We start from the raw sequence: 22810 nt of genomic DNA, 5'->3' as shown, positions 1-22810 counted from the left end.
CACAAGGGCGCATCCACTCTGTCCGTCTTGAGGGTTTTTAGGGACATTGCTAAGGTTCGGCGGGTGTGATGCGGGATGCCCCGCTGATCCCAGCGATGTGGCGACCGTTTGACCTGTTTGACCAGGATGTGTCAACTGCCACGAAAAATGCCGTCTATTTTTTCTGTTTCCCGGGGTGGATACCATGCGCTTGCGTAACGCGAGCTTGCGGACCAAGGTCACGGCACTTCTGGTGTCGCTCACCGCGCTCTGGGCGTTCACGGCATGGGTGACGGTCCGTGACGGTTTGAACATGCTGGGCGTGGCGACCCTCAACACCGAGGTGGCCGACCCGAGTGAGCGGCTCATCGTCGAACTGCAGGCCGAGCGGCGGCTGATCGCGATCACCCTGGGCTCGGTCAGCGCGGAACGCCAACGGCGCGAGGCGATGGCCGCCCAGCGAAAGCGCACCGACGCCGCCGACGCGAACTTCCGGCAACTCACCGGCGGCAGCGGAGTGGAACTGCTGGGAAGTCCCGCCCTGCACCGACGCATCGGCGAGACCCAGCGGTTGCTGGACGGGTTGCCCGCCGCGCGCAAGGCGATCGACGCCGGCCGGGTCAACCGGACCTGGGCGGCCGCGGAGATCACCGGCATCATCGACTCGATCTTCCGTGTCTACGACTCGCTGGCCACGCTGGACGACGAGGAACTCGCCAACGACACCCGCACGCTCATCGCGATGAACCGGGCCAGGGACCTGCTCTCCCAGGAGGACGCCCTGGTGATGGGCGCCCTGACCGGGGGCAGGTTCTCCGAAGGGGAGCAGGTCAGGTTCACGCAGCTGGTCGGCACGCGGCGCTTCCTCACCGACCAGGCGGTGGCCGAGCTGCCCCCGGCCGACCAGGAGGCCCACAAGCGGATGGTCTCCGGCGAGCAGTTCGTCCGGCTGCGCGCCATGGAGAACCAGCTGATCGAGGACCCGAACGTGGTGGCGGCCGGAGTGATCGACGTCACGCGGTGGAGCTCCGACGCCCAGCCCGCACAGGTCAAGTTCACGCAGGCCGTGCTCACGGCCGGCAGCGGAGTGGTCGAGCGGTCGGGGCCGGTCGCCGTCGGCGTCATCGTGCGGCTCGCGCTCGCCGGCGGCCTGGGCCTGGTGGCGGTCATCGCCTCGGTCGTCCTGGCGATCACCACGGCCCGCGCCCTGGTACAGCAGCTGGAGAAGCTGCGGGCCGCCGCCTGGGAACTCGCCAACGAGCGGCTGCCCGCCGTGGTCGAGCGGATCGGCCACGGCCAGATGGTGGACGTCGCGGCGGAGGCGCCCCCCCTCAAGTTCGGAGACGACCAGATCGGGCAGGTCGGCCAGGCGTTCAACGCCGTGCAGCGGACCGCCATCAAGGTCGCCGCGGAGCAGGCCCAGCTGCGCCGCGACATCGCCGACATCCTGCGCAACCTCGCCCGCCGCACCCAGTCGCTGGTGCACCGTCAGCTGAGTGTGCTCGACGTGATGGAACGGCGCGAGAACGATCCTCAGGAACTGCGCGACCTGTTCAGGCTCGACCACCTGGCGACCCGGATGCGGCGCTACGCGGAGAACCTCCTCGTGCTCTCCGGCGCGGCTCCGGGCCGTGCCTGGCGCGACGCGGTCCCGATGATCGACGTGGTCCGCGGCTCCCTCGCCGAGATCGAGGACTACACCCGGGTCGACGTGATGCCCCTGGGCGAGGTCTCGCTGGACGGCAGGGCCGTGAGCGACGTCATCCACCTGATCGCCGAGCTCGTCGAGAACGCGGCCTCCTTCTCTCCGCCCTACACGACGGTGCAGGTCGGCGGATACCTCGTCGCCCACGGCTACGCGCTGGAGATCGAGGACCGGGGCCTGGGCATGAGCGCCGCGGACATCGCGGAGGCGAACGAGCGGATCGCGAACCCGCCGGAGCTCAAGCTCTCCGGCAACGCCCGCCTGGGCCTGTACGTCGTCAGCCGCCTGGCCGAACGGCACGACATCCGGGTGACCTTCAAGTCCTCCCCGTACGGCGGCACCACCGTCGTCGTCCTCATCCCGCAGGACCTGATCAACGAGGAGGACCAGGGGACCTCCGTCGGCGTCGGCGTGCCGCAGGCGCGCCCGGCGAGCAGCGCCGAGATGAACGGCACCACCTCCGCGGTCGCCGCGGTCCGCGGCCGGGTGGGCGACCCCCTGGGCATCGCCGGAGTCCCCGCGCAGGCCGAGCAGGCGCCTTCCGGACGGCATTCCGCGGGACCCACGCCCGGGGAGGACCTCGCCGACCCGACGTTTCCCGGCCGCTTCGCCGATCCCTCGGCACTGAGGCGGGCGCCGGAGACCGGAACGCCCGGGCGTCTGCCCGACTTCGCCGACCCCGGAACTCCGGTCTCGCAGGGCGCCTCCACGGGCGAAGGCCCCGACGACTCCGGCGCCCACGCGCGTCCCGGCGGCTCCGGGACCCCGCTGCCTCCCGTGCTGCCCCCGCCCGACAGCAGCCACACGCCGGGCGGTCTCCCGAGGCGCGTTCCCCAGACCCACCTCGCCGCACCCCTGCAGGAGGACGAGCCCGTGGTCCCGCCGTCTCCGGCCGACGAGGCCGACGACGAGCGCTCGCCGGAGATGATCCGCGCGGCCATGTCGTCCTTCCAGGCGGGTACGCGACGAGGCCGCGACGACGCCGCCCACCTGCTCGATCGCGAAGGCGATCCCGTGGGCGAAGGCGGGTCCGCCGTGTGACCCCAGTGAACGATCATCAGGTCGCGGGTGCCGGGCAGGCGCCGACGAGCTGCCCCGAACCGGCGAGAGAACGCCGGCGGGCGGAAGGAGAGGACAACGAAGTGGTGCAGGGAACAGGGTCTTTCACGGACCTGGCCTGGTTGCTGGACGACCTGGTCTCGCGGGTGGAGGAAGCTCAGCACGGCATCGTGTTCTCCACCGACGGCCTGCTGCTGGCCGCCTCGGCGGGCTTCTCCCCGGCCGACGCCGAGCATCTGGCCGCCGTCGGATCGGCGATCCAGAGCCTGGGCAGGGGAGTCAGCGACCGGGTCGGTGGCGGGCCGATGCGCCAGACCATCATCGAGATGCGGACGGCGTACCTGATCGTCACCGCCGCGGGGCAGGGAGCCTGCCTCGCGGTGTTCTGCAGCGCCGAGGCCGACGTCGGCCTGGTGGCCTACGAGATGGCCATGCTCGTCACCCGCGTCGGCCAGTACCTCACCTCGCCGACCAGAACGGCCGACTCCTCCAGGGCCGACTCCTTCAGGGGCGACGGCCTACGATGAGCATCTTCGACGAGCAGCCAGAGTCCCAGTGGGTCGGCGACGAGGCGGGGCCGATCGTCAGGCCGTACGTCCTGACGCGCGGCAGGACCGAACCGAGTCGCGGCAGGTTCGACCTCATCACCCTGGTGGTGACCATTCGGCAGGTCTCGTCGAGGGAGCCGGGCCTGGAACCGGAAAGTCAGGCCATCGTCCGGCTCTGCCTGCAGGCCCAGTCGGTCGCGGAGATCGCGGCCCATATGAACCTTCCGGCAGGCACGGTCCGTGTCCTGCTCAGCGACCTGCTCGATCAGGGATTCATCGCCATGCAAGAACCGCATTCGGAGACGGACATGCACGACGAGAGGCTGTACAGGGCGGTGCTCGATGGACTCCGTGCGCTCTAGCCGTGACGCCGGGCGCGTGAAGCTGCCCAAGGCGATCAAGATCCTGGTCGCCGGTGGATTCGGCGCCGGCAAGACGACGCTGGTCGGCGCGGTCTCCGAGATAGAGCCGCTGCGCACCGAGGAGACCCTGAGCAACCGGGGTATCGGTGTCGACGACCTGCTGGGCGTGGAGGCCAAGCAGACCACCACGGTCGCGATGGACTTCGGCCGCATCACCATCGGTGACGACTACCGCCTCTACCTGTTCGGCACGCCCGGCCAGGAGCGTTTCTGGTTCCTCTGGGACGAGCTCGCGCTGGGCGCGCTGGGCGCGGTGGTGCTCGCCGACACCCGCAGGCTCGCCGACTGCTTTCCCTCGCTCGACTACTTCGAGCGGCGCGAGACGCCCTTCATCGTCGCGGTCAACTGCTTCGACGGGGCCCGCAAGTACGAACTCGACGAGGTCAGGCTCGGGCTCACCCTCCACCAGGACATCCCGATCGTGCTGTGCGACGCCAGGCAGCGCGAGTCGGGCAAGAAAGTGCTCATCACCCTTGTCGAGCACGCGATGCGGATGCGGCTGGGCGCGGTCTCCTCACCGGCGGACGCCGAACCCGCCACGGGTCAGGCGGCGGCCCGCTGACAGCGGCGGATCCTTCCGGGGACCGCCTGGCCTGACGACAGGCGGCGGGACCCGGGCGGCCTCCCCGGATCGTGGGTCGGCGGGAACATGCGAGGCTTGTCGGCATGAACCGCCTCTCCCAGGTCGACCTGTCCCAGAAGCTCTCCAAGAAGGACGCCTCCGAGCGCCTCGACGCCGCTCTGGACCACCTGCTCCGTCTGCGCCTCACACTCGGCGGCCAGGTCGGCGAACAGCGCATCGGCCCGCCGCTGTGCGTGGTCTTCGAGGGGTGGGACGCCTCGGGCAAGGGAGGGGCGATCAAACGGCTGGTGCGCCCACTCGACCCGCGCCACGTTCGCGTCGCCCAGTTCGCCGCGCCGACGTACGACGAGAAGCGCCACCACTTCTTGTGGCGGTTCTGGCCGGTCCTGCCCGGCTGGGGCGGGATGGCGGTGCTCGACCGCTCCTGGTACGGCCGGGTGCTGGTGGAACGCGTCGAGGGTTTCGCGACCGAGGAGCAGTGGTCCCGCGCGTACGGGGAGATCGTGGAGTTCGAGCGGACCCTCGCCGCCGAAGGCATGATCATGGTCAAGTTCTGGATGCACGTCTCCGAGGAGGAGCAGCTCAGGCGTTTCCAGGACCGGGCCGACGACCCGTTGCGGGCGTGGAAACTCACCGACGAGGACTGGCGCAACCGCGAGAAGCGCCCGCAGTACGAGGCCGCGGTGGAGGAGATGCTCGCCCGCACCGACCACCCCAAGGCGCCGTGGCACGTGGTCCCCGGCGACGACAAGCGCCTGGCCCGTGTCACGGTCGTGGAGACCGTCTGCGCCGCGATCGAGGCCGAACTCGCCGCCAGAGGCCACAAGCCGGTGATCTCCTCCGCGGTGGGGGTAGCCGCGGACGAATGACGTGCGAGAAGTACGGGAGCGGCGTAGACGCCCCGGACCCCGGACACCGGGCAGAATCGAATGGCCGTCCGCTCGTTCGTCATCGCCGCTCGTCGTGAGCGGTTCGTCGTGACGGGTGGGTCGTGGCGGTTCGTCATGGTTTTCGTCATCGCAGGAGGGGGCGGCGCATGCGGTTGGGGTCGCGGCTGAGCAGGCTGGACCGGCGGGTGTTCGCCATGGTGGCGGGCGCGAGGTTGCCCGGTCTCGAACGCGTCGTCCCCGCGTTGTCGCGCGCGGCCGACAACTCGCTCCTGTGGGCCGGCGTGGCAGGTGCGCTGGCGGTCAGCGGGCGACGGCCACTGCGCCGGGCCGCGACCAGGGGACTGCTCGCGGTCAGCCTCGCCAGTCCGTTGGTCAACCTGGTCGGCAAGCAGGCCTTCGGCAGGAACCGGCCGTCGGCGGAAGGGCTCCCGCTCGCCCGGCTGATCAAGATGCCCGCGTCGGCGTCGTTCCCCTCGGGTCACTCCGCCACGGCCGGCGCCTTCGCCGCGGCCGTGGCGCTGGAGGCACCCCGCGTGGTCGCGGTCCCTGTCGCGCTCCTCGCGGCGGCCGTCTGCTTCTCCCGCGTCTACACCGGAGTGCACTACCCCGGCGACGTGCTCGCCGGAGCCGGGATCGGCGTGGCGGCGGGGCTGCTCACCCGCCGCATCTGGCCCGACGCCGGTGAGGCGGGGCAGGCGCGCGCCGCCCTCACGGCGCCGTCCGCGCGGCTCGACCCCGACGGTGAGGGGGCGATCGCCGTGGTCGACGGTTCCGCCGACGCCGTCGCGGGAACGGCCGAGGCGTTGCGCGTGGCCTTCCCCCGGGCCGAGGTCGTCGAGGTGGCGCCGGGCGACGACCTCGGGGCCGCCGTGCGGGACGCCGCCTCGCGGGCCAAGGTGCTCGCGGTGGCCGGGGGAGACACCGTGGTCAACCTGGCGGCCCAGGAGGCGGTGGGCGGGGCGACCCCGCTGCTGGTCGTCCCCGCGAGCGCGCACGGTCACTTCGCCCGCGCGCTCGGGGTGGAGAGTTCGGAGGAGGCCGTGATGGCCTACCACAGCGGCGACCTCGTCGCCGTCGACGTCGGCGAGGTCGCGGGCCGGACGTTCGTCAACACCGCGAGCGTGGGCGTCTACCCGGCGCTGGTGGAGCGCGGGGAGCGAAGGCAGAGCCGGATCGGTAAGTGGCCCGCGCTGTTCTGGGCGATGGCCGAGGCACTCGGGCCGGGGGGCGCGCGCCCCGTCGAACTCGTCGTGGACGGGGTGCCCCGGCGCGTCTGGATGGTGTTCGTGGGCAACTGCCGCTACGAGGAGCGCGGCGGAGCCCCCTCCAGACGGCAGCGTCTGGAGGACGGCCTGCTGGACATCCGCGTGCTCGCCGCCGCCGACCGGCTGCCCAGGCTGCGGGTGTTCCTCAGCCTGCTGGCGGGGCGGGTGAAGCTGTCGCGCCACTACCAGCAGTGGCAGGCCGACACGCTGCGCGTCTCCGCCCCCTCCGGACGGCTGCCGCTGGCGTGCGACGGCGAGACGTTCACGGTCACGGGCGAGGTGGAGTTCACCAAGCGCCCGCGGTCGCTTCTCGTGATCCGGCCGTCCGGCTGATCTCCGTGACGTACCGGCTCGGGGGCGGGACGGCCTCGGCCGTGATCCGCCGTCGCCGGGATCGACCCTCCTCAGCCGATGGCCGGTGGCGAACCGGGAGGTGCCCCCGTCGGGGATCGCCGATTCCCGGACACCGTTTGACGCACAGTGATCGATCCGGCAATAGTTGTGCGGGTGACTTCCCCCCGTTTGCTCGCCTGTGCCGTGGTCACCGTGCTGACCCTCACCGCCTGCACTTCGCCCTCGGATGATCCCGTGGTCGGCCCGGCCACCGCGGGTGGCACCGTGGGAGCGGGAACGGCGGAAACGGGACAGGGAGCCGGCGGCCAGACCTCCCCGCCCGCCGCCGTGACGCTCACGCCCGACGAATACCGGGCCGAGCTGGAGCAGGCGCGCGGCCCGGTGCGTGACGCGGTGAAGAAGCTCGCCGCGACCGGCGGGCTGAAGACCCTCGGCAAGCAGTTGCAGAAGACCTCCGGAGCGGTGGAGGCCGCGGTGACCCGGCTCTCCGCCCTCGCCCCTCCCGCCGAGGTGAAGGCCCAGCACGACAGCTATGTCGAAGCCCTGGGCCGGCTGCGCGCCTCCTTCGACACCGCCCGCCAGGATGCGGAGGACCAGCGGGTGTGCACCGGCCCTGCCGTGCTGACCGGCATGGCCCAGGCGAACCAGCTGTCCGACGTGGAAGACGTCGCCAAGGAGCTGAGCGGGTATCCGGCGAGCGTCATCCCGGTCAAGGCGGCCAAGAAGCGTAACCGCCGGCTGTCCAACGGCAGGTTCATCGCCTCAGAGGGACGTCCTGGCCGCGCCTACCTCGAACTGCGCAACGGCACCAGGCAGGACGCCGTCGTGGTCCTGGTACGCGGGAAGAAGAAGGCCGTCACCGTGTACGTCCGCAGGAAGTCCAACTTCAAGATCCAGGGTGTGCGGGACGGCAGCTACAAGATCTACTACACCCTCGGCGAGGACTGGGACGCGAAGGCCAAGACCTTCACCCGGTCGTGCGACTTCGAGCAGTTCGGCAAGTCCGTGCGGTTCAGGACCGTCAACACCGGGACCCAGATCCGCTGGACCAACTGGACGATCACCCTGCACGCCGTGACCGGGGGCACCGTGAAGCCCAAGAAGGTCAAGCCGGGCGACTTCCCCTCCTGACGCGCTTCCCCTCACCGCCCCGACGCGTCTTGCTTCGGCGGCCGGCGGCGTCCTTCTCCACGGGACGCGAGAACTCAGGGAACCGAGAGCCCGGAGCCGTGAAGACCGCGACCTCGTGACGAGGTCGCGGTGTCGCCTCGGCGGATCAGGTCGAGAAGAGCATCCCGACCCAGCTGCGCTGGCGGTGGTGGCCGTAGTGGCCGTGACGCTGTGCGCCCCAGGCGGGAGCGCCGTAGCCGGGGGGAGCACCGTGCATGGGAGGCGGCGGGGGCGGCGGCGGAGCCGCGTGAGACTGCGACCACTGGCTTTCCATCCGGGTCAGCGTCTCGAGCTCGCCGTAGTCCAGGAAGATTCCGCGACAGCTCTCACACTGGTCGATGTGGACGCCGTTGCGCTCATAGGTGCGCATGGCGCCCCGACACTTGGGGCACTGCATCTGGCTGGTCTCCTTGTTCTGGCGTGGTAACGAGTAACCACAACCTACTGCGGCACACTATTGCAGGCGCTTCGATGCCGGACAATCCTCAGGCAGGACTCGACGAGCACCTCCTCCACCTCGTCCAGCGGACGCCCCGCCCGCCCCGCGGCGGCCACCGCGGTGGCCGCGAGTTGCACGGTCATCGCCTGCGCCGGTGTCTCCAGCCGTTCCCACGGGTCGCCGTCCGGTCCGGCGGCGACCCCGCCCGCGGCGCGGTAGGCCCCGAGAAAGCGATGCCACACGTCGGGCTCCAGCAGTCCGGCCGCGAACCAGGCGGCGGGCCTGGACAGATCCCAGGCCTGGTCACCGAGGCCGAGGTCGTCGATGTCGATGAGGATCCACTCGTCCGGCGCGCGGACCATCTGGCCCATGTGCCAGTCGCCGTGGGTCAGACCGGGAGCCGTCGTATCGGGGAGGTACGCGCCGGGTGAGGGGAGAGAGGGCAGGCAGGTGAAGGCGCGGCGCACCGCCAGCTCGGCGGCCGAGCGGTCGCCCAGTCGGGCGACGGTCGAGGCCACCCGCGCCGGTCCGCCCGCGGCCCGCAGCGGGGGCAGCGCCCGCGCCGGTACGGCGTGCAGCCGCGCCAGCAGCCGGGCGGCGGCCTCCCAGGGGGCCGCGTCCGGATCCGTGTGGTCCACCGGCGTACCGGCCGGCCAGACGGTGACCAGCCGGTCCCCGGCGGTCATGACCTCCTCGGTCACCGGTTGGAGGACGATCCCGCGCAGTGCCGGGTGCGCGGTGGCCCGCATCCGTTCCACCAGCGGTTCCCGCTCCGCGCCCGGCGCGTGCGCCTTGACCACGACGGAACCGGCCCGCACGATGACCACGTCCGGTCTGGTCGGCAGGACCGTGCCGGGCACACCGCCGTATCCGGCGGCGATCCCGAGTAGTTCGTCGATCGGATCCTCGCTGTCCACCCGGCAAGTGAACCACCGGTCAACGGTCCCGCGCACCGGCGGAATAAAGTGCGAGGCATGAGGATTGGTTTCGCGGTGCCGGTCTCGGGGTCCTGGGCGACGCCGGACAACATGGCGCGGGTCGCCGGGGAGGCCGAGGGGCTCGGCTATCACGAGCTGTGGACCTTCCAGCGCCTGCTCTACCCGCGGGGTCACACCATGGGCCCGACCTATCGCAGCGTGCACGACCCGGTGGTCACACTCGCCTACCTGGCGGGCCTGACGAGCCGCGTCCGGCTGGGGGTGGCGGTGCTCAACCTGCCGTTCGCCTCGCCCGCGCTGATGGCGAAGCAGCTGGCGAGCCTGCAGGCGGTCTCCGGCGGGCGGCTGGACGCGGGGTTCGGCCTGGGGTGGCTGCCCGAGGAGTTCGCCGCCTCGGGGGTGTCGATGGAACGGCGCGGCCGTCGCGCGGAGGAGTACGTCCCGCTGCTGCGGCGCCTGTGGACGGAGGAGACCGTGGCGCACAGGGGCGAGTTCTACGAGGTGCCCCCGGCGCACCAGGATCCGAAACCGCCCGTGGTGCCGCCGATCCTGCTGGGCGGTTCCGCGGAGGTGGCGCTGAGGCGTGCGGGGCGGCTGGCGGACGGCTGGATCAGTTCGAGCCGCGAGGACCTCGGCGGCATCGGGGAGAGGATCGCCGTCGTCAAGGAGGCGGCGCGTGCCGCCGGGCGCGATCCCGAGGCGCTGCGCTTCGTCACCCGGGGCGTCACCCGGGTCCGTCCCGCGGGAGCGTCCGGCCGTGAGCCGCTGACCGGCTCGTTCGAGGAGATCAGGCGGGACGTCGAGGAACTCGAGGCCAAGGGGGTCACCGAGGTCTTCCACGATCTCAACTTCGATCCGGAGATCGGATCGCCCGACGCCGACCCCGAGGAGTCGATGCGCAGGGCGCTGGAGGCGCTGGAGGCACTCGCACCCTGAGCGGAAGGCGGGGAGCCGGGCCGGTCTCGTGTACGGGGAGCCGGGTGGCGAACGGAGCCGGTGGGCCGGGTCGCGACGGCCGCGGTGGGCCGCGTGGCGGCCGGAGGTCTCGCATGGCCGGTCTTTTCACCTCCGAGATGCCCGGATGTACGGGTCTGGTGACGCGGGATCGGCCCGGTCCTGTCATCCTTGGTTCCGATACGTACCCGGCGGGAACACGGGAACAGAGGAGAACGGTGGACGAGCGCAAGCAGATCGAGTGCTGGCTGTCGGACATGGACGGGGTCCTTGTCCACGAGGGACATCCGGTGCCCGGCGCCGACGAGTTCATCCGACGCCTGCGCGAGTCGGGCAAGCGGTTTCTCGTGCTGACCAACAACTCGATATACACCCCGCGCGACCTGGCCGTACGGCTGCGCGCGGCCGGTCTGGAGATCCCGCCGGAGTCGATCTGGACCTCCGCGCTGGCCACGGCGAGGTTCCTGGACGGCCAGCGTCCCGGCGGCTCGGCGTACGTGGTGGGGGAGGCGGGGCTGACCACCGCCCTGCACGAGGTCGGCTACGTCCTGACCGACATCGCCCCCGACTACGTGGTCCTCGGCGAGACCCGCACGTACAGCTTCACCCAGATCACCCGGGCGATCCGCCTCATCGAGGGCGGTGCCCGGTTCATCGCCACCAACCCCGACCCGGTCGGTCCCTCGAACGAGGGGTCGCTGCCCGCGTGCGGCGCGGTCGCCGCGATGATCACCAAGGCGACGGGGGTGGAGCCCTACTTCGTGGGCAAGCCCAACCCGATGATGATGCGCAGCGCGCTGCGGGCCATCGACGGCCACAGCGAGAGCACCGCCATGATCGGCGATCGGATGGACACCGACATCGTCTCCGGCATGGAGGCGGGGCTGCACACGATCCTGGTGCTCAGCGGGGTCGTCAGCAGGGACCAGATCGATCGTTACCCGTTCCGTCCGTCCATGGTGGTCGACTCGGTCGCCGACCTGATCGACCTGATCGACTAGGGATCGACCGGGAGCCGCCGGGCCGACACGGCAGTGCCCACCTCATCCGCAATGCCGGAAATATCGGTATAAGGGGGATCGTCGTTAGGCTTGGTGCCCCCACCCGCGGCCGGGTCCGGCCGTACCGTCGCGTTGATCGCCTTCATGGTGTGAAATAGCGCGATGTGATGGGTGTTGCGGAGAAGGGCAGGGTCCGGCGTCGTCTGCCGGAGGCGATCCCCGCGGTGGCGGCGATGCTGATCGGGCTGTGGGGCATCACCACGCCCTCGTTCTGGCGCGACGAGTCGGTCAGCGTCCTGGCCGCCTCGATGCCCATCGACGACCTGTGGCACCTGCTCGGCAGCATCGACCGGGTGCACGCGCTCTACTATCTCCTGCTCCGGCCGTTCGCCGCGTTCTCGACCGGCGAGCTGGCCATGCGCCTGCCCTCGGCCATCGCCACGGCCGCCGCCGCGTACGGCATCGCGGTCCTGGGCAGGAGGCTCGCCACCCCGGGGGCCGGTCTTCTCGCGGGATCGCTCTACGCCGTGCTGCCGATGGTGAGCCGGTACGCCCAGGAGGCGCGCAGCTACGCGATCGTGACGGCGGTCGCCGTCCTGGCCACCTGGGTGCTCATCGAGGCGGCGAGGCGGTCGAGCCGCCGATGGTACGCGGCCTACGGGGCCTGCCTGGTGTTGCTCGGCTGGTTTCACGTCTACGCCCTCCTCCTGGTCGTCGCGCACGCGGTGACGGTGCTGTGGTGGCGTCAGGCGCCCCGGTCGGCGCCCTCCTCCCCGTCCCTGTCCGCGTCGGAGTCCCCGTCCGCGTCGGTGCCGGTGTCCCGGTCCGAGATCGCGAGGTTCGCCGGTGCGCTCGCCGTGGCCGCGGCCGGGATCGTCCCGCTCGCGCTCCTGGCGGCAGGTCAGCGCGAGGCTCAGCTGTCGTGGTTGAAGCCGTCGAAGCTCACCGACGTCGTCTGGTTCGGGGAGGAGGTGGCGGGCACCGGATGGGCCGCGCTGCTCCTGATCGCCCTCATGCTCATCGGCGCGTTCTCCGGTGGGCGGCTGACGGCGGTCGCGCTGCCCTGGGCGCTGCTGCCGTTCGTGTCCATGGCGATCTCCGTGGTCTACCCCGTCTTCCAGCCCAGATACGTGCTTTTCGCCGTCCCCGCGACGGCGCTGCTCGCCGGGGCCGGCCTGAACGCCCTGCGGCCCCGGGCGCTGGGCTGGATCGGAGTGCTCCTGGTCGCGGCGCTGACCGTTCCGACGCACCTCACGATCCGCGAGCCGGACACACGGCCGGACGATCTGCGTGACATGGCGGCCACGCTGCTGGCCAGGCAGCGTCCCGGCGACGCCGTGCTCTACGTGACGAAAAACAGGCGCCTGTTCGTCGCCGTCTACGAGGACGCCTACCGTGACCTGCGCGACCTCACCTACGCTCCCGGCCGACGCGAGCCCAGGACCGCCGCGCAGTTCACGGCCGCGCTGGAGGGGGTCGAGCGTGTCTGGCTGGTCAGCGGCGGCAGGAAGCGCAAGGACAGGTCCTTCGTGGAGGACGACGAGCGCTATCTGGCCCTCATGGCCGACCGCGACTTCACCCTGAAGTCCACCGACGACTTCGGGTATTCCTGGTTCGCCCTGTACGTCCGCGAACGGCGCTGACCACGCGAGCCCGGCGAAAGCGCGTGAGGCCCTCGTGCGCGGAGGACGCGGAAGGTCAGGCGATCAGGGCGGGCAGGTGGGTGACGGTGCCGGTGAGGTAGACGCCGAGCTCCGGGGGGACGAGATTGATGGCGGAGATCTCGGCCGGATCCAGCGGGAGCCGCACCACCTCGTACTCGCCGCGGGCGGGATCGTCGAACTCCGGGCCGCAGCGCAGCGCGGGGTCCATGGAGACGAGGCGGCAGCCGTAGACGTGCTGGGTCTTGATCCCCCCGTCGCGAAGGCACTCCAGGGTCGTGAGCGGGGTGACAGCGGAGACCACGGCGCCCAGTTCCTCCATGACCTCGCGGTGCAGGGTGTGCTCAAGGGAGGCGTCCTCGGGCTCGACGTGGCCGCCCGGAACGGACCAGTACGGCTCCCTGCCGGGAACCGTGCGCCGGAACACCACCAGACGGTCCTCGTCGAGAAGTACGGCGCGGACGCTCGGCACGACGGACATGCGGCCATTCTGTCACCGCCCCGGCGACACGGTCCGCATCCGAGCCGGGGAGGTGGGATTTCTTCACGACCCGGGTGGCCGACCACCTCCTGAAAACGGGGTCGGCCGATCCTGTGTTCCGCACCCGCCCCCGACCTGCCTGGGGCGATCGCTCACCGCGTCGGATCGGACATGGCCGCCCGCGGCGTGTGCGAAGAGCGGGTCAGTAGCGGTCCCCACGCAGGCGCTTGAGGTCGGAACGTTGCTTCTTGGCGGTGATCCGCCGCTCGATCGCGCCCCTGCTCGGCTTGGTCGGGCGGCGCTTCTTGGGCGGCGGGGCGATCGCCTCGCGCAGGATCTGGGCCAGACGCATCTCGGCGGCCTCGCGGTTGCGCAGCTGGGAGCGGAACTCCGAGGCGGCGACGGTGATCACCCCGTTCACCAGGCGGGGAGCGAGGCGTTCGAGGGCGCGGGCCTTGAAGACGGGCCCCAGCGCCTCGGTGGCGGCGAGGTCGAAGCTGAGCTCGACCCGGCTGTCGGTGGTGTTGACCCCCTGGCCGCCGGGGCCGGAGGAACGGGAGAACCGCCAGCCGAGCTCGGCCTCGGGGACCGAGACCGAGCCGCTGATCTGGAGCGGACCGGGCATGACGGTGACTTCCTTCTCATGGTGGGGCGTGATCTCAGGGTACCGAGGAGTGACAAGCATGGATCAACTGCTTTTATGCCCCGTTTCTCGATGGTCGATGAGTCGTGAAGCGGTGCACGGTCCCTGCGGCCGGTGATCTTCCGGTCCTTCGTCCTGGCCTGGCTCGGCTCGCCGCTGCCGGGACGAGGGTTTTCGGACGGGGAAGGCGCAGGTGGGCGCGGACGTCGATGACCGTGGCCTGGAGATTCTCGTCCGGCATCGCCCTGGCCGCCCTCACACCGGCCTGCTTCGAATGTGAGGGCGACGTGGCACGAGCGGCCGTTCTTTTTCGCCGGGAACGTTCCGCCGCAAATGCTTGTCAGTGCAGCTGACTCCTATGTAATGTCTCAGCTCTCGGTGCCCGAAAGGTCACCTTTAGGAAGGAGTGAGCCGTGCCGGTCGCTAAAACAGTGCAAATCGCAAAACGTGGTTCGGTGCGCGCCCTGGTGGCGTGTTCCGCCACGGTCGCCCTGGCAGTGGGCGCCGGGGGTTGCGGGAGCGACTCATCCGAGGGCGGACCGGCACAGGCCTCGGCGTCGTCCACGACCCCGGAGTCGTCCGCGGCCTCGGCGTTCGACCAGGCGCTGCACGATCAGTTGCCCGACCGGATCAAGCAGAGCAAGCAGATCGTGTTCGGCGCGCTGTGGGAGACACCGCCGATCATCGGGATCGAGCCCGGTGACACCTCCAAGCCGGTCGGGATCACCCCGGACCTCGCGGTCGCGCTCGGCGAGATCCTGGGCGTGACGCCGGTGTGGAAGAACCTGCAGTGGCCGGCGCAGCTGCCCGGACTGCAGAGCGGCAACGTCGACGCACTGTTCGGGCAGGTCAGCGACGGCAAGGAACGCGAGCAGGTGATCGACCTCGTTGGCTTCTACCGCTCCCCGATGTCCGTGCTCGTCAAGGAGGGCAACCCGCACGGGATCAAGAGCCTCTCGGACGCCTGCGGCCTGAAGATCGGCGTGCCGAGCGGCAGCCAGCAGGAGGCCGTGGTCAAGGGCAACAGCGAGAAGTTCTGCGTCGGGCAGGGCAAACCCGCGATCACACCGATCGGCTACCCGGGCGCGCAGGGCGCGATCGTCGCGATCAAGGGTGGCACCGTGGACGCCTGGATGGATGTGACGGTCTCCGTCCGGGTCATCGCCAAGGAGTCGGGCACCGCCTTCGAGAACGTGTCCCTGCCGGACGACCAGATCGACCCGTACATGGAGCGCGACGTGGCGATCGCGATCTCCAAGGAGCAACCCGGGTTGTCGAACGCGCTGGCCGGAGCGCTCGGCGAACTCGCGCGATCAGGGGAGTACCGGAAGGTGATGGACAGGTGGGACTCCGGTGACGCCGCGCTGCCCGCCGAGGACATCAAGGTGAACAGCTACACCGGCCTGCCCGCCGGGCAGGGCGCCTCGGCCACCCCCGCGTCCTGAGCGGTCGTGATGACAGAGCAGGCATCCCGGGCTCCCGGCCTCGCGGACGGCGTCTCGCCGCTCGCCCGCCAGGACGCCGTGCCGGTGCGGCACTACGGGCGCGGCGCGGTCGCCGTGCTGGTGGTGGCGGTCGTCGCGATGACGGCCTACGCCTTCGCCGCGAACCCCAAGATCGAGTGGCCGGTCGTCGGCGAGTACCTCTTCCACCCCGACATCATGGCCGGCCTGACGCGCACGCTGCTGATGACCGCGATGGGCATGGCGTTCTCCGTGATCGGCGCGGTGGTGGTCGCGCTGATGCGGATGTCACCGAGCAGGATCATCAGCGCGACCGCGGCGGCGTACATCTTCGTCTTCCGCGGTATCCCGCTGATCCTGCTGCTCATCTTCGTCGGCAACCTCGGACTGTTCGTGGACCGGATCACCGTCGGTATCCCGTTCACCGACCTGCAGGTGTTCAGCCGCCCGGTGCAGGAGGTGCTGACGCCGTTCGCGGCCTCGGTCATCGGGCTGACGCTCGCGGGTTCCGGCTACATGGCCGAGATCGTACGCGGCGGCCTGCTCGCGATCGGCCGAGGCCAGCGCGAGGCCGCCAAGGCGCTCGGGCTCAACTCGCTGAGGACCACCCGCTTCATCGTCCTGCCGCAGGCGCTGCGGGTGATCGTGCCCCCGATGGGAAACGAGCTGATCAGCATGCTCAAGGCGACCGCGATCGTGTCGGTGATCGGCGGCGGCGACCTGCTCACCGTCGCGCAGGCCATCTCCGGCTCCAACTACCGCACGATCGAGATGCTGCTGGTCGCGACCGTCTGGTACTTCGCCGTGATCGCCCTGCTCACGGCCGGTCAGTACATCCTCGAACGAAGGATCGCGGAACGATGACCGCCGAACCGGAGCCGCGCGACGCGCGGCCGATGGTCTCGATCGAGAACATCAGCAAGTCGTACGGGCACCGCCAGGTCCTGTTCGACATCGACCTCACCGTCGCCGCGGGCGAGACGGTGTGCCTGATCGGGCCCTCGGGATGCGGCAAGAGCACCCTGCTGCGCTGCGTCAACAACCTGGAGGACATCGACCGCGGCCTGGTGCTGGTGGACGGCTCGCTCGTCGGCTACCGCGTGCACCGCGGCAGGCTGCGCGAGCTGCGGGAGAACGCGGCCTGCCGCCAGCGTACGCAGGTCGGCATGGTGTTCCAGCACTTCAACCTGTTCCCGCACCTCACCGCGCTGGAGAACGTCGCCTTCGCGCCCGTGCGGGTACGCGGCGAGGACAAGGCCGCCGCCCGTACCCACGCGCTGGAGCTGCTGGAGAGCGTCGGGCTGGCCGACAAGGCCGGCGACTATCCCTCGCGCCTGTCCGGCGGTCAGCAGCAGCGCGTGGCCATCGCGCGGGCGCTGGCGATGCGCCCGAAGGTGATGCTGTTCGACGAGCCGACCAGCGCGCTCGATCCGGAACTGGTCGGCGAGGTGCTCAACGTGATGCGAGATCTCGCGACGCGCGGGATGACGATGATCGTCGTGACGCACGAGATGGGTTTCGCCCGCGAGGTCGCGAGCCGCGTGGTGTTCATGGACGGCGGCCGGATCGTCGAGCAGGGCCCGCCGCACGAGGTGCTGCGCAACCCCCGGCACGAACGCAGCCGCGCGTTCCTGTCGGCCGTGCTGCGATGACCGCGCGTCCTGACCGCCGAGAACCGAAGAAGAAGGCCGATGGGGCCGATAGGAGAATCATGACCACCACCAACGAACTGCCCGCCGGGAGTGTGTTGCGTGCGCCGGTGGCCGCGGAGGCGGTGTCGGCCAACGCGGACGCGGTGCTCGACCTCGTCGCGGAGGAGGCCGCCGACGGCGACGCCAAGGGGCGGCTCAGCGAGCGGGCGGCGCTGGCGCTGCGCCGGGCGGGCCTGTTCGAGATGGGCTTTCCCGCGCGCCTCGGCGGAATGGAGGTGCCCCTCGCCGACCAGGTGGCCGTCGTCGCCAAAATCGCCAGGGTGGACGCGGGCACGGCCTGGAACGTCGCGGTGCTCAACGCCACCGGTTTCTACGCCGGGCGGCTCGGCGACGAGGCGTACCACGAGCTGTACCCGACCCGCGACATGCCCACCAGTGGCGCGTTCCATCCCAAGGGCCGGGCGCAGGTGACCGAAGGCGGCTACCTGGTCACCGGGCGGTGGGACTGGGGCAGCGGCAGCTACGTCGCCGAGCACATCATCGGCGGCTGCCTGGTCTTCGACGGCGACGAGCCGGTGATCGGGCCGAACGGCAAGCAGCTCACTCTCGGCCTGTGGCTGCCGCGCGAGGCGGTGGTGCACGCCCACAACTGGCACACGCTCGGCGTGCGCGGCTCGGGGAGCTCGTCCTACTCGATCACCGAGCCGGTGTTCGTTCCCGAGCGGTACTCCTTCGACAGGGAGGCGCTCGCCAACCCCGACGCCGACCCGCTCAACAAGCACGTCACGCTCGCGTTCTTCGGCCTGACCGGGGTCTGCGTCGGTGTGGCGCAGCACGCGCTGGACCTGGCGCTGACGGCCGTACGCCGCAGGCTCGGGCCCGCGGGCGTGGCCGACGTGACGACCAGGCGCGTGCTCGGCCAGGCGTGCGCCGAGGTGGACATGCTGCTCGCCGGGATCACCGACATCGCCAAGCGCACCGACGAGATCGTCTTCACCCCCGGCAGGGTGCTCACCCCGACGCAGGAGCACCGGCTGATCGCGACCAACACCATGGCCGCCGAGACGCTGCGCCGCGTGCTCGATCTGTGCCTGGAGCTGTACGGATCGCACTATCTCTTCGACGACGATCCCATGCAGCGCGTGCTGCGCGACGCCTGGAGCGCGCTCGCGCACGTCGGGGCCAAGCGCGTGCACTGGGGCTCCCTGGCGGAGAAGGTGCTGCACGACCCGGCCGGCGGGCCGACCCTGTTCGGCGCCGCGCCGTGACCGCGCCGCCGCGGGTGCGGGTCGTGGTCGAGCGGGCGGACTCTCCGCGGTGCGGCCTGGCCATCGGTGATCACTTCGAGGTCGAGGGCACCGCGCTGACCCTGCCCCAGGGCAGGCCCTTCTGCCTGCAGGCCATGGCCGCGGTCTTCCCGATCCTGGAGTCCCGGCTGTCGGACCTGCCCGCCGACCACTGGCTGGAGCGCAAGCCCTTCATCTGCTGTCCCGACCCGGCCGACGCCGTCGTCATGCGTCTGGAGCGGGTGGACCGGGCGGCAGGGACGGAAGGAGCACAGTGAGCGCGGGCCGCGGGGTGCGCTGCACCGTTGAGTTCATGAACTACTCGGCGTGCGGGCTGCGCGTCGGCGACTACTTCGAGGTCGGCCCCGAGGGGGTGTCGCTGCCGCTGGGCGGGCACTTCTGCTTCTACGCCATCGCCTCGGCCACCTCACTGCTCAACGGGCGGCTCGCCGCGCCGGGCGGGGACGCCTGGCTGGCCGGGCGCCCGCTCGCCGCGTGCCCCGACCCGCCGGAGAACCTGATCATGCGTCTGGAAAAGGTGGACGACGATGACCGAGCATGAGGGACCGATCTTCAGCGTACGGGTCGGCGGGGGTGGCATCGCGGAGATCACCGAGCACGCGGTGCGCGCCGAGGCGATGGGCTTCGACCAGGTGTGGACCGGCAACGATCTGTTCGGCGGACCGGGGATCGCGACTCTGGCCGCGATGCTCGGGGCGACGAACCGGATCAAGGTCGGCTCCGCGGTGCTCGACCCGGTGTCGATCCATCCCGTCCAGCTCGCCCAGCTCGCCTCCGGCTATCAGGAGCTGTCGGGTGGCCGGTTCATCCTCGGCCTGGGCGCCGGCTCCGACGTCTTCTTCCGCCGCGCCGGAATCGTGGCGCCGCGTCCGGTGCCGCGCACGCGTACGGCGATCGTGGCGATCCGCGCGCTCACCGAGGGCCACAGCCCCGCCGGACTGCCGGGCGCGGGCGAGGGCTGGCACGAGCAGGCCCGCATCGAGTCGCCGCGACCGGTGCCGATCTACATCGGCGCGATGGGTCCGAAGATGCTGGAGCTGGCCGGGCGGCACGCGGACGGCGCGCTGCCGCTGTGCCTGCCGCCGGGCCAGGTCCTCGACGCGATGGAGCAGATCGGACGCGGGGCACAGGCGCAGGGCCGCGATGTGGCCGCACTGGACATCGCCGCGTGTGTCTGGTGCTCGCTCGACGAGGATCGTGAACAGGCCCGCCACGCCCTGGCCAGGTTCATCGCCCGTTACAGCGGCTCGCTGTCGGCCGACGCGCTCGCCGCCCACGGTCTGGACCCCGAGGAGTTCGCCCGGACCCAGGCGCTCGTGGACGACGGGCGCCTGGACGAGGCGGCCGGGGCGGTGCTCTCCTCGTCGTCGATGCTCAGCCTGGGCATCGTCGGCGGGGCCCGTGACGTGCTGGAGCAGTGCGAGGCGCTGCTCGCCGCGGGAGCCCGGCACATCTCCTTCGGGCCGCCGCTCGGCCCCGACCTCACCCACGCGATGCGGATCTTCGGTGAGAGCGTGCTGCCCACCCTGCGCGCCCGGGGGGCGGGATGACCGCGGGGCCGCTGGCGGGACGGGTGGCGCTCGTCGCGGGAGGGACCGGTGCGATCGGGAGACACGTCGCCACCGGGCTCGCCGCGGCGGGCGCGGCGGTGGCCGTGCACTGCCACCGCTCCGCGGGCCAGGCCGCCGAGATCGTGCGGGAGTGCGGCGGTGGCCTGGCCGTGTGCGCGGCACTGCCGGGGCCGCGATCCGCCGACCGGCTTGTGTCCACCGTGGAGGCCGAACTGGGACCGGTGACGATCCTCGTCAACGCCGCGGAACCGGCCGGAGCGGCGGGCGTCGCGGCGGTGGCCGACATCGAGCCGGGCACGCTGGAACGTCATCTCGACGGCGTGCGCGCCCACCACGAACTGTGCCGGCGGGTCCTGCCCGGTATGCGGGCGGCGGGTTTCGGCCGCATCGTGTTCGTCTCCGGGGCACTGATGGCCCGCCCCATGCCGGGCATGGGGGCGTACGCGGCGGCGAAGGCGGCGGCGTCGGTGCTGACGCGCTACGTCGCCGCCGAGGAGGGACGGTACGGGATCACGGCCAACGTGGTGGCCCCGGGCCGGGTGGCCGAGCCGGACGCCGGGGAACCGGACGATCCCGCGCTGCGGGAGCTGTCGGAGGCGTTGCGCCGGCGGATGGCGCTGCCGCGCTTTCCGGCGCCGCGTGAGGTCGCGCGTACCGTCGTGGCGCTGGTCTCACCGGAGTTCGACCAGGTCACCGGGCAGACGGTCTGGATGACCGGCGGCGAGTTCACCGGCTGAGCCACGCGGAGGGCCCGCGGGTGTAGACGCGTGTCTCGCCCGCCGGGTCTGCCGGAGCCGACCAGAGCGCGAAGTCCACCCCCCACGTGCGCAGCCGGGCCTCGCCGTCCGCGAGGCCGGGGCCGGGATGCGCGCCGCCTGTCAGGTCCCAGCCGATCGCGCAGCCGGCGCCCCTGGCCGCGACCGTGACGGAGGCGAGGTCGGCCTCGTCGGCGGGCGCGGGCAGCCACACGGTGGCGTACTCGTGGCCGTACCTGCGCAGGAAGTCCGCGATGTCGGCCGGGCGGGTGTCGGGCTCTCCCGGGCGCGGGTGCAACCGCGCGAGCCGGCGCGGGGGTGGCTGGCCGTGTGCGGCGAGGGTGTCGGCGGCGGCGGTGACGTCCTCGTCGGCGCACCCGCTCGACAGCACGATGCCCAGGCGGAGTCCTTCCGGCCGGTAGTACGCCGCGAGCAGCCGTCGTAGCGAGGCGATGCGGGGATCTGGCACATTCCGCAGCCTAGCCACGATGGTAGACAGTGCACAATGCTGACTTGTAATCTATTGACGCGCCCCCCGAGGGGCCACTGCGAAAGGAGGCGCGGATGGGCATGCCGCCCCCCGGGCTCGGCTCCGTCCCCGTCGATTCGGCCCTGCTGCGCGAGGTGATGCGCCGCTTCGCCACCGGTGTGGCGATCGTGGCCACGGTGGACCAGGGGCGGCCCTATGCCGCGTCGGTCAACTCGCTGACGTCGGTGTCGCTGGAACCGCCACTGATCCTCGTCTGCCTCAAGATCGGCTCGAACACCTGCGCGGCCATCGAGCGCAACGGCCGGTTCAGCGTGTGCGTGCTCGCCGAGCAGCACGAGGAGCACTCCCGGCGCTTCGCCGGATCGCAGCCGACCATGGACGACCCCGCCTTCGAGCTGGTGGACGGCCTGCCCGTGATCCGCGGCGCGCTCGCGGGCATGCTGTGCGAGGTCGAGTCCACCCAGCGCAAGGGCGACCATGTGATCGTCATCGGCCAGGTCGTGCGCACCCACCACGAGCACGACACGCCGCTGCTGTTCTTCAACAGCCGCTACCACCGGCTGGCGTCCGGCGAGCCCGCCTGAGCGGACACGCCCGGTCCGCCCGCCTCAGGTGCGGGTCAGCTCGCGAAAGTGGGTCGCGGCCGGCTCCCTGAGCCGGCCCAGCGCCTCCCAGTAGACCGCGATCGCCTCCTCGCGCGCCCCCGCGTGGGTCGCCCACTCCTCGGGCAGCTCGGGGTCGATGTCGGCGAACGAGCGGAAGGACTGCATCATCTCGGTGCAGGTGACGAACGCCTCCCGCGGCGACATCCGCGGCGGCCGGGTCAGCGGGGCGTATCTGGAGGCGAAGTGGCGATAGCGCTCGGCGACCTGGTCGAGCTGCCACAGATGCCCGAGCAGCGGCCCCGAGGCGACGTCTCCCGAGGGCGAGGCCCGGAAGATCGTGACGGCGTCGGCGATGCCGAGCTTGTCGACCAGGTCGGTCACCTCCGCCACGTAGTCGCGTGGCGAGACCCACATACCGTCCTGCAGAAGCCCGAAACCGTGGAAGCGGAGCTGGCGCACGAAGTTGGACCGCTCGGCCTTGCGGCTGTCGGGCAGCGTGTGCCAGACGAGCGTCCAGGTCGAGGCAGCGCCGGGGCGCTTACCGAGCGAGGAGATCCGCTCGTCGCCGTCCTCCAGCAGATGCACGCTCCGCCTGGTCAGCGTGTAGTAGACGTGCCGCCCCTTACGGTGCCGCTCGGCGAGCTCGCGCTGGACGAGGCGCGCCAACGCGATGCGGGCCGCCGCGGTGGTGATCCCGAAATAGTCGAGCAAAGTGACCAGGCCGCCCGACCACACCGGCGCCGTGCGGGGCTCCAGGAAGGCCCCGAAAGTCGTCATCAGCAGGCTCTGCGGCTGCACGTCGAAGAGATCATCACCGTCTGTACGCAAGCTTTGATGCTAGCATGCGCTCCCTCTCTCCCCGGGGCGACGCGAGC

At 71.2% G+C, this 22810-nt stretch carries 25 protein-coding genes; 19 read left to right on the top strand and 6 right to left on the bottom strand.

What is annotated here, in order from left to right; all coding sequences use genetic code 11:
• Positions 1 to 184 precede the first annotated feature (184 nt).
• From AB0B96_RS07430 to AB0B96_RS07400, 7 genes are all read left to right on the top strand, one after another.
• Positions 185 to 2725, top strand: a complete 2541-nt coding sequence (locus AB0B96_RS07430) for a nitrate- and nitrite sensing domain-containing protein (protein ID WP_362897053.1) — start codon at positions 185 to 187, stop codon at positions 2723 to 2725.
• Positions 2726 to 2826: 101 nt separating this feature from the next.
• The gene (locus AB0B96_RS07425; protein ID WP_350943732.1) at positions 2827 to 3270 is read left to right on the top strand and encodes a roadblock/LC7 domain-containing protein; all 444 of its coding nucleotides are present in this window, start codon (positions 2827 to 2829) and stop codon (positions 3268 to 3270) included.
• The gene (locus tag AB0B96_RS07420) at positions 3267 to 3653 is read left to right on the top strand and encodes a DUF742 domain-containing protein (protein ID WP_350943730.1); all 387 of its coding nucleotides are present in this window, start codon (positions 3267 to 3269) and stop codon (positions 3651 to 3653) included. The genes AB0B96_RS07425 and AB0B96_RS07420 overlap by 4 nt, the downstream gene beginning before the upstream one ends.
• On the top strand, positions 3634 to 4275 hold the full coding sequence (locus AB0B96_RS07415; protein ID WP_350943728.1) for an ATP/GTP-binding protein: 642 nt from the start codon (positions 3634 to 3636) through the stop codon (positions 4273 to 4275). The genes AB0B96_RS07420 and AB0B96_RS07415 overlap by 20 nt, the downstream gene beginning before the upstream one ends.
• Positions 4276 to 4379: 104 nt before the next feature.
• On the top strand, positions 4380 to 5165 hold the full coding sequence (locus tag AB0B96_RS07410) for a UDP-galactose-lipid carrier transferase (RefSeq protein ID WP_362897052.1): 786 nt from the start codon (positions 4380 to 4382) through the stop codon (positions 5163 to 5165).
• A 167-nt stretch (positions 5166 to 5332) separates the two neighbouring features.
• On the top strand, positions 5333 to 6784 hold the full coding sequence (locus AB0B96_RS07405) for a phosphatase PAP2 family protein (RefSeq protein ID WP_362897051.1): 1452 nt from the start codon (positions 5333 to 5335) through the stop codon (positions 6782 to 6784).
• Positions 6785 to 6958: 174 nt separating this feature from the next.
• Positions 6959 to 7936 (top strand): hypothetical protein, encoded by a 978-nt coding sequence (locus AB0B96_RS07400; protein ID WP_362897050.1) that lies wholly within the window; start codon positions 6959 to 6961, stop codon positions 7934 to 7936.
• A 145-nt stretch (positions 7937 to 8081) separates the two neighbouring features.
• On the opposite strand, the gene AB0B96_RS07395 is transcribed toward AB0B96_RS07400, so the two are convergent.
• Together AB0B96_RS07395 and AB0B96_RS07390 are read right to left on the bottom strand one after the other, a co-directional pair.
• The gene (locus tag AB0B96_RS07395) at positions 8082 to 8372 is read right to left on the bottom strand and encodes a zf-TFIIB domain-containing protein (protein WP_350943721.1); all 291 of its coding nucleotides are present in this window, start codon (positions 8370 to 8372) and stop codon (positions 8082 to 8084) included.
• A gap of 44 nt (positions 8373 to 8416) precedes the next feature.
• On the bottom strand, positions 8417 to 9331 hold the full coding sequence (locus AB0B96_RS07390; protein ID WP_362897049.1) for an aminoglycoside phosphotransferase family protein: 915 nt from the start codon (positions 9329 to 9331) through the stop codon (positions 8417 to 8419).
• 57 nt (positions 9332 to 9388) lie between these two features.
• Between AB0B96_RS07390 and AB0B96_RS07385 the strand changes: the two genes are divergently transcribed.
• The 3 genes from AB0B96_RS07385 to AB0B96_RS07375 all read left to right on the top strand — a co-directional run bounded on the left by AB0B96_RS07385 (position 9389) and on the right by AB0B96_RS07375 (position 12950).
• Entirely contained in the window at positions 9389 to 10288 is a 900-nt protein-coding gene (locus AB0B96_RS07385; protein ID WP_362897048.1) for a TIGR03619 family F420-dependent LLM class oxidoreductase, read from the top strand.
• 275 nt (positions 10289 to 10563) lie between these two features.
• Positions 10564 to 11307 (top strand): HAD-IIA family hydrolase, encoded by a 744-nt coding sequence (locus AB0B96_RS07380; protein ID WP_350944241.1) that lies wholly within the window; start codon positions 10564 to 10566, stop codon positions 11305 to 11307.
• A gap of 167 nt (positions 11308 to 11474) precedes the next feature.
• Positions 11475 to 12950, top strand: coding sequence for a glycosyltransferase family 39 protein (locus AB0B96_RS07375; protein ID WP_362897046.1), 1476 nt, complete (start codon positions 11475 to 11477; stop codon positions 12948 to 12950).
• Positions 12951 to 13005: 55 nt separating this feature from the next.
• Here the strand turns inward: AB0B96_RS07375 and AB0B96_RS07370 are convergent, their stop codons facing one another.
• Both AB0B96_RS07370 and arfB read right to left on the bottom strand, forming a co-directional pair.
• Entirely contained in the window at positions 13006 to 13449 is a 444-nt protein-coding gene (locus AB0B96_RS07370; protein ID WP_350943714.1) for an NUDIX hydrolase, read from the bottom strand.
• 202 nt (positions 13450 to 13651) lie between these two features.
• Positions 13652 to 14074 (bottom strand): alternative ribosome rescue aminoacyl-tRNA hydrolase ArfB, encoded by a 423-nt coding sequence (gene arfB, locus AB0B96_RS07365; RefSeq protein WP_350943712.1) that lies wholly within the window; start codon positions 14072 to 14074, stop codon positions 13652 to 13654.
• 473 nt (positions 14075 to 14547) lie between these two features.
• Here arfB and AB0B96_RS07360 point away from each other — a divergent pair, with 473 nt between their 5' ends.
• The 8 genes from AB0B96_RS07360 to AB0B96_RS07325 are packed head-to-tail and all read left to right on the top strand — an operon-like array spanning position 14548 to position 20822.
• Positions 14548 to 15537: a transporter substrate-binding domain-containing protein gene (locus AB0B96_RS07360; RefSeq protein WP_362897045.1), complete on the top strand. Its 990-nt coding sequence runs from the start codon at positions 14548 to 14550 to the stop codon at positions 15535 to 15537.
• 9 nt (positions 15538 to 15546) lie between these two features.
• Positions 15547 to 16419 carry an amino acid ABC transporter permease gene (locus tag AB0B96_RS07355; protein WP_350943708.1) on the top strand — a complete coding sequence of 291 codons (873 nt, stop codon included), beginning with the start codon at positions 15547 to 15549 and terminating at the stop codon, positions 16417 to 16419.
• Positions 16416 to 17207 carry an amino acid ABC transporter ATP-binding protein gene (locus tag AB0B96_RS07350; RefSeq protein ID WP_362897044.1) on the top strand — a complete coding sequence of 264 codons (792 nt, stop codon included), beginning with the start codon at positions 16416 to 16418 and terminating at the stop codon, positions 17205 to 17207. Before AB0B96_RS07355 ends, AB0B96_RS07350 begins: the two co-directional genes overlap by 4 nt.
• Positions 17208 to 17266: 59 nt before the next feature.
• Positions 17267 to 18475: an acyl-CoA dehydrogenase family protein gene (locus tag AB0B96_RS07345; protein WP_362897043.1), complete on the top strand. Its 1209-nt coding sequence runs from the start codon at positions 17267 to 17269 to the stop codon at positions 18473 to 18475.
• Positions 18472 to 18771, top strand: coding sequence for a TIGR04076 family protein (locus AB0B96_RS07340; protein ID WP_350943705.1), 300 nt, complete (start codon positions 18472 to 18474; stop codon positions 18769 to 18771). The genes AB0B96_RS07345 and AB0B96_RS07340 overlap by 4 nt, the downstream gene beginning before the upstream one ends.
• On the top strand, positions 18768 to 19055 hold the full coding sequence (locus tag AB0B96_RS07335) for a TIGR04076 family protein (protein WP_362897042.1): 288 nt from the start codon (positions 18768 to 18770) through the stop codon (positions 19053 to 19055). The genes AB0B96_RS07340 and AB0B96_RS07335 overlap by 4 nt, the downstream gene beginning before the upstream one ends.
• Positions 19042 to 20064 carry an LLM class flavin-dependent oxidoreductase gene (locus tag AB0B96_RS07330; RefSeq protein ID WP_362897041.1) on the top strand — a complete coding sequence of 341 codons (1023 nt, stop codon included), beginning with the start codon at positions 19042 to 19044 and terminating at the stop codon, positions 20062 to 20064. Before AB0B96_RS07335 ends, AB0B96_RS07330 begins: the two co-directional genes overlap by 14 nt.
• Positions 20061 to 20822, top strand: coding sequence for an SDR family oxidoreductase (locus AB0B96_RS07325; protein WP_362897040.1), 762 nt, complete (start codon positions 20061 to 20063; stop codon positions 20820 to 20822). The genes AB0B96_RS07330 and AB0B96_RS07325 overlap by 4 nt, the downstream gene beginning before the upstream one ends.
• Here AB0B96_RS07325 and AB0B96_RS07320 read toward each other — a convergent pair.
• Complete coding sequence (locus AB0B96_RS07320) at positions 20812 to 21309, bottom strand: hypothetical protein (RefSeq protein ID WP_362897039.1); 498 nt, start codon at positions 21307 to 21309, stop codon at positions 20812 to 20814. The genes AB0B96_RS07325 and AB0B96_RS07320 overlap by 11 nt on opposite strands.
• A gap of 95 nt (positions 21310 to 21404) precedes the next feature.
• On the opposite strand from AB0B96_RS07320, the gene AB0B96_RS07315 reads away from it, so the two are divergent.
• Positions 21405 to 21914: a flavin reductase family protein gene (locus AB0B96_RS07315; protein WP_350943700.1), complete on the top strand. Its 510-nt coding sequence runs from the start codon at positions 21405 to 21407 to the stop codon at positions 21912 to 21914.
• Between the two features lie 24 nt (positions 21915 to 21938).
• On the opposite strand, the gene AB0B96_RS07310 is transcribed toward AB0B96_RS07315, so the two are convergent.
• Positions 21939 to 22763 (bottom strand): PaaX family transcriptional regulator C-terminal domain-containing protein, encoded by an 825-nt coding sequence (locus tag AB0B96_RS07310; RefSeq protein WP_350943699.1) that lies wholly within the window; start codon positions 22761 to 22763, stop codon positions 21939 to 21941.
• Between the last annotated feature and the right edge of the window lie 47 nt (positions 22764 to 22810).

This window comes from Streptosporangium sp. NPDC049046, assembly GCF_040649155.1.
Classification (GTDB): Bacteria; Actinomycetota; Actinomycetes; order Streptosporangiales; family Streptosporangiaceae; genus Streptosporangium.
The sequence above is the reverse complement of the archived record's forward strand: the minus strand, read 5'-3'. Positions and strand labels throughout refer to the sequence as shown.